The following is a 10,820-nucleotide window of genomic DNA, read 5'->3' as shown; positions in this document are numbered from 1 at the left end:
ATATCAGTAATATTAATAACTACTTATATATTATGGCAAAATTTAAATATAGTAAATGTAATAATGCCTACGGAATTAATTACTTTAATACCGAGTTTTATTTATTTATTAATATGTAAAAAAGGCTCTATATGGGAAAAGTTATATCTATTTATTTTACTAATATTTCTTCTAAACTCTAATCTACTTCCTAAAAACCAATTTATTGTAATAGCATAAATAAGTAAATTTAATAGGCTCAAAAATTTATCATTATCTAACATCATTATGTTTTCCTCTCTAAAATGTCACTCACATGCTTCTTGTATAATAGTTAATAAAAGTATCATAGGTATCATTCATTCTAGTTTTACTTATAGGAATTTTGATTTGATTTTCTAGTACCAAACTATTTTTATTTATATTTTTAACATATTTAATGTTTACTATATAAGATCTATGACACCTCACGAAATGGTCTTTAGGTAATAACTTTTCTATTTCACTAATCTTCCTATTAAATGTATAGATATCCATCTTTGTATGTATATCTATATAATGATCAAAAGCAATAATATAAAATATATCATCATGATCTATCTTAAAAATATTTTTACCTTTTGATAAAATTAAATTTTTTTTATTTTTTATACATTTTTTTATTTTTTCTTTTACCTTATCTAAAACACTAAAAATTTTTTCTTCATTAATTGGTTTTAAAAGGTAATTTAATGCCTCTACACTATATCCCTCAAATACATATTCATCTATCCCAGTAATAAAAATAATTATTACTTCACTATCTCTTGCTCTTATTTTCTTAGCTAGTTCAATTCCAGACATATCACCCATCTGAATATCTAAAATAATAACATCATGCACTTCTTCATACTCCCAATTAAATAAGAACTTTTCTGCTGATTGAAATATATCTATTCTGCATTCAATATTATTTTTATTTGCCCATCTTTTTATATAGTCTTTATTAATCTCAGCTTGAATCATTTCATCTTCACATATTGCAAATTTTATCATACCAATACCCTCTTCTAATAAAAACTTTTTATTTATATAAACTGTACCTTTACAATTTATATATACGACATTTTTCAATAATCTTTTACATTTTTCTTTATTTTTTATAATAAATTAATTCTGATATAATAGTCAATTTTGTTCGTGTAATACTTTTTTTCATTCGTAAATTTTATAATAAAATCATAAACATTTCATATAAGAATTTACTTCACCTAATTATTATATTAACTTTATCTTAATCCTACTCATTATAATCTTAAGATTAAGATTATAAAAAAAATAGATAGCTTCTGCCACCTATTTTTTTATTAGTATTTAATTCATTTCAAAATATTATGGTAATTGATTACCTGCAGCCCTATATAATTCATACCATTCTTCTCTAGTTAATTCAACTTCTGAGGCTTTACATATATCTCTTAATCTGCTTGTATTTGTAGTCCCAACTATTGTTTGAATTTTAGCTGGATGTCTTAATATCCATGCTGTAGCTATTGCCGAATTGGTTACTCCCTTTTTCTCTGCAATTTCATCTATTTTCTTATTTAACTCTGGGAACTTATCATTATTTAAAAAGACACCTTCAAAGAATCCATATTGGAATGGTGACCATGCTTGTATAGTTATATCTTTAAGTCTACAATATTCTAATATACTTCCATCTCTATCTATTGATGGATCTACCTTCATATTAACATTTATTCCTGAATCAATAATCCCTGTATGCATTAAGCTAAATTGTAGCTGATTTATCATTATCTTATTTTTTAAGTACTTATTTAATAATTCTATTTGCATTGGATTATGATTACTTACTCCGAATTCTCTTACCTTTCCAACCTTGAAAAGTTCATCAAAAGCTTCTGATACTTCTTCTGGATCCATCAATGTATCTGGACGATGTAGTAATAATATGTCAATATATTCAGTACCTAATCTCTTTAGAATTCCATCTACTGAGTTTATAATATGTTCTTTAGAATAATCATAAAATCCTTTTCTTATTGAACATTTACTTTGAATTATCATTTTTTCTCTTATTGATGAATTCATTCCTATAGCTTCAGAAAATATTTCTTCTGATTTCCCTCCACCATAAATATCAGCATGATCAAAGAAATTAATACCTTCTTCTAAAGCAATATTTACTAGTTTATTTACCTCTTCTTTTTCCATATTAGCAATTCTCATACATCCTAATCCAATATTAGATGCTTGAATATCACTTGTCCCTAAAATTATATTTTTCATCCTTTTTTCCTCCCATTTCTCTATCATGATGTTATACCTATATCTCTCTTCACCATAACATTGTTTCTATTTAAACATGAATTTTATCAACAAATCTGATAATACTATATTATCATTTAAACATTTTCATAGTCAAATATTAATTTGTAAACTTAAAGTAAATAAAAATTATATTTATTAACTTTTCCCTTAATTCGTTATATAATATTTAACATAATCTTGAAGATAAAATACAATGTGGGAGTGGGGAAATGTAATGAATAACAAAAATAACAAATCTCAATTAATTACTTTAGCATCGATAATGATATCTTTCCTAATCATGATGTTTGTAAGTAAAATAATAGGACTTATCTTGATTGCTTTAGTTATAGGTTTTAATATTTATAAACAAAGCTATCTTCTAAACGTAATAAAAGGTAATAAAGCATATGCAATTAAAGATTTTGATACTGCATTAGAAAAATATAAAAAAGCTGTATCTTCTAAATTTGTAAATGCGGGAGTGATAAGAGGGTACATCTTAATAGAACTTAAGCATGGTAATGCTGAAACTGCCAATAAAGTATTGACAGACATACTAAGTACTAGAACTTTTACTTCACAAGAATTACTAGCTTTAAATGTATCTAGAGCTTTAATACTTTGGAAACTTGGAAATCTTGATAAGGCTATATATACTCTTAAAACTCTATTAGAAGATGAAAAAAGTACTTACATTTATGAAACTTTAACTACTCTTTTACTTATTAATGAGAATATTGATGAATCTCTTGATCTTATTAAAGAAGGGTTAGATTATGATGAAAATAATACTATTTTAAAATCTAACTTTGGTGAAGCTAACTATAAATTAGGTAATGTAGATTCAGCAGAAGAGGTTTTCTCTAGTCTTATTGAAGAAAATGTTTCATTTATTGAACCATATTACTTTTCTGCTTTAATTGTTAAAGAAAAAGGAGAAAATGAAAAGTCTATTGAGTTATTAGAAAGTGGCTTAGCAACAAATGACTCGTTACTTACCACTGTTTCAAAAGATGATGCTAAAAAACTATTAGATGAATTAACACAAAAAAACTAATTTCAAAATTAAAAAAGTGACGAGTTAATTTTAAAAACTAAAATCAGTTTTTTTACATTAACTTATCACTTTTTAATTAATAAACTTTACTATCTCTTTTGTTTAACAGGTAAAATAATTGTAAACTTACTTCCTTTTCCTACTTCACTTTCTACATAAATTTCTCCACCATGTATATCAATAATTCTCTTAGTTATAGTTAATCCTAATCCACTTCCGCCTTTAACCTCTGCATTTTTATCAACAACTTGGTTAAATCTATTAAATATCAATTCATGATGATCCTTATCTATTCCTATACCATCGTCTACAACTTCTATTTTCACAAGATTATTAAGATCTTTTATAGTAACCTCAATATTACCTCCTGGCTTTGTGAATTTTGCTGCATTGCTAACTATATTAACTATACAACGTTCTATTTCAGTTTGGTCAGCTTCAATTATTTTTTCTTCTACCTCTGGATCTACAATTAAGTTAATCCCCTTTTCTTCAATATATTCTCTTAAAGAAAGTGCTGCTTCTTCTACCAAGTAAACTATATCCACCTCTTTTATATCTATTCTATAGCTTCCATGTTCAATCTTTGAAGAATCAATTAAATCATTAATTATCTTTAATAACCTTTTTGTATTATTTCTCATAATCACCATATACTTATTTAGCTTTTCTTTTTCAATACCTCTTTCTCCTTTATTTAACTCTCTTATTAATTGCTCTGTAGAGTAAATAACGTTTAACGGAGTTCTTAACTCATGAGACATATTTATTAAATAATTATTCTTATTCTTTTCTAAATCAATTACTTTTTTAAACAACTCATTATTTCTTTTCATCTCTTCAGTTAAAGCTTTTGTTCTTTGTCCTACTAGTTCATCTAATTTTTTCACTTTATATTTATGATTAAATATAATAAATATAATAATTAAAATGTACATGAATACAGAATATTTGCTTGCCCAAAAAGGTGGTGATATTGTAAATGTTACCTTAGCACTTTCACTAATACTTCCATTATTATTCCTAGCCCTAATATTAAATACATAATCTCCAGGAGATAGGTTACTTAAAGTTATTGAATTTGACTCCATTAGTGTCCACTCATCGCTTCCACCTTCTAAGAGATAATAATATTGTATTCCATTAGGATTTATGTAATTGGGTAAAAAAGCTTCAATATATATATTATTTTCATCATAATTTAACTTCTTAGAATCTAAATTATTTATATCTATTCCATTTACTTTAAATTCATCAAAAGTTATTCCGTATGTTGATTCAGCCTCTTTAATCTCTTCCGGTTTAAATATATTGAATCCATTTATCCCACCAAAGATAAACTCATTATTTTTATTTTTGAAATAAGCTTTTCCATTAAATTCATTGCTTTGAAGTCCATCAGTTATATCTAAATTAATAACTTTACCAGTCTTCTTATTTATCTTAGATATGCCCATATTAGTACTTACCCACGGATTACCATATGTATCTATTAATATTCCATAGATATTAGCATTTGCCATACCATCTTTAGTTGTATATCTTTTAAACTTCTCAGTATTCTTATCAAACTTGTTTAACCCCAGACTAGTCCCTATCCAAATTTCACCTTTCTCGCCTTCTGTTATTGTTCTTACAGAATTATTGCTTAAAGATTTCTTATTCTTTTCTTCATTTCTATATGCTTTTATTTCTTTTGTCTTAGGATTAATTCTAATTAATCCACCTTGTACAAAAGTAGCTATAAAATATTCTCCATCACTATCTTTGTACACATCTCCTATATACTGATCTGATGGTGAATATTCCTTTATAATATCTGTAATATCTATAATCTCATCTGTTGCTAAATTTAAAATTGATAATCCTGTTGGTGTTCCTATCCAAAGATATCCTAAGTCATCATAATAAATACTTTTTACTATATTATTAGGTAACCCAGTACTTTCATCATAGACTTTACCTGTTTGAGAAGATTTATCAACTATAGCAATACCTTTATCAGTAGCTATAAATACCTTTTTATCATTACCCGTTATATCATATATGCAATCGCTTGGTATTATGTCACTTGGATTACCTTCTCTTAGATTTTTGATTCTATCTGTTTCTCTATTTAACAAATCTATCCCTTCATTTTTACTACCAATCCATAATATCCCCTCTTCATCCTCATAAAGAGCAGTAACCATATTATCACTTATAGTCTTACTATCAAACGGATCATTCTTATAATGTGATATCTTTCTATCAGGATTAAATATACTAATTCCTGAATAAGTTCCTACCCATATAAGGCCTGTCCTATCCTGAATTACTGAAAATATATTATCATCTATTAAGGAGTTTTTATCATACATTTTATTCTTATATGTAGTAAAACTCTTATTATCACCATTTAATTTAGATAATCCTCCATCAGTACATATCCATATATTTCCTCCGGAATCCTTTAAAAAGTTTTTAACAAAACTTCCACCTAAAGCCTTATCATCTTCATCTTCACTATAATATCTTGTTATTTCATCAGTTTTTATATTTATTTTAAATGCTCCGCTATTATATGTTCCCGCCCATATATAGCCATCACTATCGTAATAAACCTTATATATATTATTTTCACTTATTGTATTATCATTGTTGCTATCGTATGTAAAACTCTTTGAATATCCAGTTTCTAAATTAATTTTACTTATCCCATTTTCTGTAGCTACCCATATGTTTTTTTCATTATCTTCTGCTAATGAATTTATGTATTGCTCCGTTAACTTATCCCCTTCAAATATTCTTTTAAAACTATCTGTATCCTTATCATATATATTTAACCCATCAGCCGTTCCTAACAATATCTTATTATCACTAGTTATAAGTATAGATGCTACATTAGCATGAGATAAATTTCCTTCTTCATTATTATCTAAATAATTAGTTATTGTTTGTCCATCACTATGTATTTTACTTAATCCATTTGCTGTAGCTACCCATATATTACCTTCATTATCTTCCTTTATGTCTAATATATAATTATTTACTAAGCTATTTTTATTATCTTCTTCTACCCTATATGTTTTAAATTGATATCCATTATATCTATTAAGTCCATCATTAGTTCCAATCCATATATACCCCTTACTATCTTGAAACAATGCCTCTACAGTTCCTTGTGTTAGCCCTTCTTCTATAGTTATATTTTTAAAATTTATCTGTTCTTTTGCACTTACATCATAGTTAAAATTTATTAAAGTTAGATTAACAATAATCGTTAACAAAAAAATCTTAAGCATTATATTTTTTCTCATATTACTCTTCCTTCGATACTTAAGAATTAACAATTAAGAATAAAATTTATAAACTTTATCTTAACCATTAATTCTTATCTTTAAATTTCTACTTTTTTACACTGCTTATAATTTTATCATTATATATATGTAAATACAACCAACATAAAATTTACATTGCTTCTAAGTTGTTCTATTTTTGTGATAATTATAAATATAAAACGGAACTCCTAAAAGCATTAAAATAAATCCCCACATAACGATTTCTGCTCCTGAACCATATATAGTCCAAACTGTATAGATAAAAGCTAATAAAGGTAGTATAGATTTAGCAACAAACATTCTTATACTTATTTTCTTTTCAGTTCTAAACATTATCATAATTTCCGCCGAAACTGATAGTAGATACACTGGTAAGTAAGAAAGTGTTGCTAGTATTGTTATAAAAGCAAAAGCAGAAACCATACTTCTTTGATAATTTGTGAGCAATAAAATATTTACTAAAGCACTGCTTATAACAAGAGAATAAACAGGGGTATTGTATTTTGAACTTACCTTGCCAAATATTTTAGGAAATACTCCATCTTGTCCTGCTGCATAAGAAACTCTTGCTGTAGCTAATATCCATCCTATTGTTGTTCCTAAGATTGATACCACTACTATAGCTGATATAACTATCCCTACTGAACTACCTAAAGCTTTAGTTAAAATATCTGTTAATGGTGCTGTACTTTTAGCTAAGACTTCATTTGGCATAGCTCCCATACTTGCAATACTTATAGCTAAGTAAATTACAGCAGAAATTACTAATCCATATATAGTACTTCTCTTTACATTTTTTTCAGGATCTTTTATCTCTCCTGCAGCTACTGTAGCACTTTCTAATCCTATAAAGGCCCAAAGCGTTGTAGTCGCTGCTAAAGATATTGTTTCTAATCCTTTGTTTTCTGGTAATAATGGTATTAAATTATTTTTATCAAAATTCAAAAAAGCAACTATTATAAATAAAGCAAAAAATACTATTTTAAACACAGTAGTAAAACTTTGTATTTTCCCTGCTTGTTTCACTCCAACTATATTCAGTATAGTAACTGCCCAAAGTATTGCACTAGAATAAATTATTGAATAAATTGGATGATTTAAAAAAGGAAATATGGCTGCAGAATAACTTGTTAATGTCACTAAAATAGCTGTATTCCCAATCCAAGATCCATTCCAGTATAACCATGCACTTAAAAATCCAGCAAATTCTCCAAAAGCTTCTTTTACATATTGGTATGCTCCCCCTGTTTCAGGAAACTTCGATCCTAAATTTGCAAAGGATATAGCTACTAATACAGAACCTATAGTAGTCAATATCCATGCTAAAATTGTTGCAAGAGGCCCTGAAACCTCTGCTAAGGTAGCTGGAAGCATAAACACTCCTGATCCTATCATATTTCCACATACTAACATTGTGGCCATAAATAATCCCATATCTTTTTTTAAATTTTTATTTTCCATAAATACACCCTTCATAAATCAAAGTTAAGAATTTATATAAAATTAGAACATTAAGCTTTATAATTTAAAACTCTATCATTTCTTAAATTGTAAAATTCTTTTCATTTATAATTAATTTGCCCAACCTTTTCCCATTTATCCAAATGCTAAAAAGTTAGAAAGATTAAAATTTTTAATTAAGTTAATACTAAGTAAGAAGCAAATATTTGCTTTGATATTACCTTAAAATTTACTACTTAATAGAATATGAAAGGAGTGATTTTATGAAAAAGACTTGGACTATTGTTATTGCTATAGTTATTTTATTATCTATTCTTATTATTCCTGTAGTAAGTAGCTATAATAACTTAGTCACGCTAGAACAAAATGTTAATATTGCAGAATCTAATATTGATACACAACTTCAAAGAAGGTCAGATTTAATACCCAACTTGGTAAACACAGTTAAGGGGTATGCTTCTCAAGAAAAAGATATATTTACTGATATTGCTAATGCTAGAAGTAAACTTGCAGGTGCTACTAATGTAAGCGAACAAGCTAATGCTGATGGTGAATTATCGAATGCCCTATCTAGATTATTAGTAGTAGTTGAAAGGTATCCTGATTTAAAATCTAATCAAAATTTTCAAGATCTTTCTGTTCAACTAGAAGGAACTGAAAATAGAATTGCTATAGCTAGACAAGATTATAATACTGCAGCTACAGCATATAACACAAAGAGAAAGAGTTTTCCTACTAATATAGTAGCTTCAATCTTTGGCTTCCAAGAAAAATCTCTTTATAAGGCTAGTGAAGGTGCACAAGACGTCCCTTCTGTAGATTTCTCAAGTTAATATGTATAAAAAGTCAAAATCTTTTTTTAGATTTACTTTTTCTCTTTTAATATTTTGTTTATTGTTTACCACTAGTGTATTTAGTAGTGAAACCTTTCCATCTCCAACTAATTATAAATACATTAATGACTATACTAACACTATAGATAAATCTACAATAAAAGAAATAATTTCTATAGGAAAAGAATTAGAAGATAAAACTTCAGCTCAAGCCATTATAGTAATCATTGATAGCACTAACGGCACTCCTATAGAAGATTATTCAAATAAACTATTTAGAACATGGGGAATTGGTCAAAAGGATAAAGATAATGGCCTCTTAATTCTTCTAGCACTAAATGATAAATCTTGGAGAGTAGAAGTTGGACGAGGTTTAGAAGGAGCTATCCCTGATGCTTTAAGTAATAGAGTAATGCAAGAGATAGCAAAACCTAATTTTATAAATGAAGATTATAGTGAAGGATTATTAAATTCATATAGCGTCTTTTCTGACTTCATTGCATCCGAGTATGGTGTTACTTTAGATAAATCACTAAATATTACTTTACCTAACGAAAGCAATCTTAATGGAAGAAAAGAAGGTAAATTTGCCATAAGCTTACTTTTACTTCTAATATTTGCAGATATATTTCTAAATAGAGGTCGAGTTTCATCTTCTATTTTACACCTTTTATTTTGGAATAGCTTTTTTAATGGAAATAGTCGTGGCGGGCCTGGTGGATTCGGTGGTGGTTCCTCAGGAGGTGGCAGCTTTGGAGGATATGGTGGCGGATCTTCTAACGGCGGTGGGTCTTCAGGAAGCTGGTAATCGCACTGACAAGTGACAAGTGACAAGTGATTTTAATGAATATATATACTATCCATCAACAACTTTAAGTTAAGTATAAAACATAAAACAGATTATATTTATTTATATACAATCAAAATAAATATAATCTGCTTTTATTATAATTTAATTTTCAATAATAAACTTTACTCTTCCTACCCTTTCTTGCGTTGGTGAATATGTATTCACCGACATTCCATTGTAGCTTATTCCATTTATAATAATTTCTATACCTGTCACATCAATATCATCCTTAGTTAGTTCTCTTATATTATTATCTTTATCAATTAAGAAAGTAGTTGTTTTTTCATCATATGAATACTCATCTTGATTAGATACCGAAATTTCATAATCATCAAATTCCCTCAATGGCTTTTTAGTTTGTATTAAATGAATTGTCTCAAATACTCTGTCACATTCTACCGCACTTTCAATATATTCTTCTGAAAAAATATATTTACTTCTTCTTACGAGATAGTTATTTTCATTTACATCTTTATCATATGAAATATAATACAATACATTTTCCCCATACTTTTTTACCACACAAGGCAATACGAATTTTCCTAATCTCACCATTATTTAAGTATTCTACATTAAACCAATCTAATTTTAGTATATCTTTTATATCAAACTCCGCTTTAACTCGCTCTAAATCGTCTTTTAAATTTAAACTTCGAATCATAGTTGAACTTATAGGTATTTCCTCACTTTTTTCATATGGTAACTGTCTCATTGTTGGTGATATAGTTATATATATAATAAGTATAAATCCAAATAATGCTGATTTTCTTTTTATATGCTTATTAACTTCTGCTCTGTATACTATTAAGTGTATTATAAATCCTATTGGGAGTATTATTTTTTTAATTGGTATAACAAAAGCGCCCATCATAAAATAACCTATTAATTTTAAAAATATGTTTTCTTCTGCTTCATCCTTATTCTTATATAAACCTATTATACAAGTAATGAAATAAATAGATATTAATAGTATAAAACCTCCCATAACCTCACCCTTACAAAAATTA

General features: G+C 27.1%; 10 protein-coding genes. 4 read left to right on the top strand and 6 right to left on the bottom strand.

The genetic code is table 11. The features are described from left to right. A partial coding sequence (locus H8S20_RS20370; protein ID WP_207725369.1) for a hypothetical protein occupies positions 1-219 on the top strand: 219 nt, incomplete at its 5' end. A 72-nt stretch (positions 220-291) separates the two neighbouring features. On the opposite strand, the gene H8S20_RS19795 is transcribed toward H8S20_RS20370, so the two are convergent. Beyond that, positions 292-1,014 (bottom strand): LytR/AlgR family response regulator transcription factor, encoded by a 723-nt coding sequence (locus H8S20_RS19795; protein ID WP_032119384.1) that lies wholly within the window; start codon positions 1,012-1,014, stop codon positions 292-294. A 336-nt stretch (positions 1,015-1,350) separates the two neighbouring features. Beyond that, positions 1,351-2,268 carry an aldo/keto reductase gene (locus H8S20_RS19790; protein ID WP_032119385.1) on the bottom strand — a complete coding sequence of 306 codons (918 nt, stop codon included), beginning with the start codon at positions 2,266-2,268 and terminating at the stop codon, positions 1,351-1,353. A 256-nt stretch (positions 2,269-2,524) separates the two neighbouring features. Between H8S20_RS19790 and H8S20_RS19785 the strand changes: the two genes are divergently transcribed. Beyond that, on the top strand, positions 2,525-3,349 hold the full coding sequence (locus H8S20_RS19785) for a tetratricopeptide repeat protein (protein WP_032119386.1): 825 nt from the start codon (positions 2,525-2,527) through the stop codon (positions 3,347-3,349). An 89-nt stretch (positions 3,350-3,438) separates the two neighbouring features. Here the strand turns inward: H8S20_RS19785 and H8S20_RS19780 are convergent, their stop codons facing one another. Both H8S20_RS19780 and H8S20_RS19775 read right to left on the bottom strand, forming a co-directional pair. Beyond that, positions 3,439-6,648, bottom strand: coding sequence for a ligand-binding sensor domain-containing protein (locus H8S20_RS19780; RefSeq protein ID WP_032119387.1), 3,210 nt, complete (start codon positions 6,646-6,648; stop codon positions 3,439-3,441). Between the two features lie 162 nt (positions 6,649-6,810). After that, positions 6,811-8,130 carry an APC family permease gene (locus H8S20_RS19775; RefSeq protein ID WP_032119388.1) on the bottom strand — a complete coding sequence of 440 codons (1,320 nt, stop codon included), beginning with the start codon at positions 8,128-8,130 and terminating at the stop codon, positions 6,811-6,813. A gap of 263 nt (positions 8,131-8,393) precedes the next feature. Here H8S20_RS19775 and H8S20_RS19770 point away from each other — a divergent pair, with 263 nt between their 5' ends. Further along, complete coding sequence (locus H8S20_RS19770) at positions 8,394-8,963, top strand: LemA family protein (RefSeq protein ID WP_032119389.1); 570 nt, start codon at positions 8,394-8,396, stop codon at positions 8,961-8,963. Between the two features lies 1 nt (position 8,964). Beyond that, a complete protein-coding gene (locus H8S20_RS19765; RefSeq protein WP_186861156.1) occupies positions 8,965-9,771 on the top strand; it encodes a TPM domain-containing protein in 807 nt (268 codons plus the stop codon). Positions 9,772-9,915: 144 nt separating this feature from the next. Here H8S20_RS19765 and H8S20_RS19760 read toward each other — a convergent pair whose 3' ends face one another. Together H8S20_RS19760 and H8S20_RS19755 are read right to left on the bottom strand one after the other, a co-directional pair. Next, positions 9,916-10,308, bottom strand: a complete 393-nt coding sequence (locus H8S20_RS19760) for a hypothetical protein (RefSeq protein WP_186861155.1) — start codon at positions 10,306-10,308, stop codon at positions 9,916-9,918. After that, positions 10,289-10,820, bottom strand: a 532-nt coding sequence (locus H8S20_RS19755; RefSeq protein ID WP_207725368.1) for a hypothetical protein, incomplete at its 5' end; no start/stop codon positions are given. The genes H8S20_RS19755 and H8S20_RS19760, both read right to left, overlap by 20 nt.

Source organism: Clostridium hominis (genome assembly GCF_014287825.1).
Classification (GTDB): Bacteria; Bacillota; Clostridia; order Clostridiales; family Clostridiaceae; genus Clostridium; species Clostridium hominis.
Note: the sequence above shows the minus strand (reverse complement) of the source record. Positions and strands in the feature narration are given on the sequence as shown.

Bases quoted from the DNA above. Each gene is read 5' to 3' on its own strand.
- H8S20_RS19770 (WP_032119389.1), top strand. From the start codon at position 8,394: ATGAAAAAGACTTGGACTATTGTTATTGCTATAGTTATTTTATTATCT.
- H8S20_RS19775 (WP_032119388.1), bottom strand. From the start codon at position 8,130: ATGGAAAATAAAAATTTAAAAAAAGATATGGGATTATTTATGGCCACA.
- H8S20_RS19795 (WP_032119384.1), bottom strand. From the start codon at position 1,014: ATGATAAAATTTGCAATATGTGAAGATGAAATGATTCAAGCTGAGATT.
- H8S20_RS19780 (WP_032119387.1), bottom strand. From the start codon at position 6,648: ATGAGAAAAAATATAATGCTTAAGATTTTTTTGTTAACGATTATTGTT.
- H8S20_RS19790 (WP_032119385.1), bottom strand. From the start codon at position 2,268: ATGAAAAATATAATTTTAGGGACAAGTGATATTCAAGCATCTAATATT.
- H8S20_RS19765 (WP_186861156.1), top strand. From the start codon at position 8,965: ATGTATAAAAAGTCAAAATCTTTTTTTAGATTTACTTTTTCTCTTTTA.
- H8S20_RS19785 (WP_032119386.1), top strand. From the start codon at position 2,525: ATGAATAACAAAAATAACAAATCTCAATTAATTACTTTAGCATCGATA.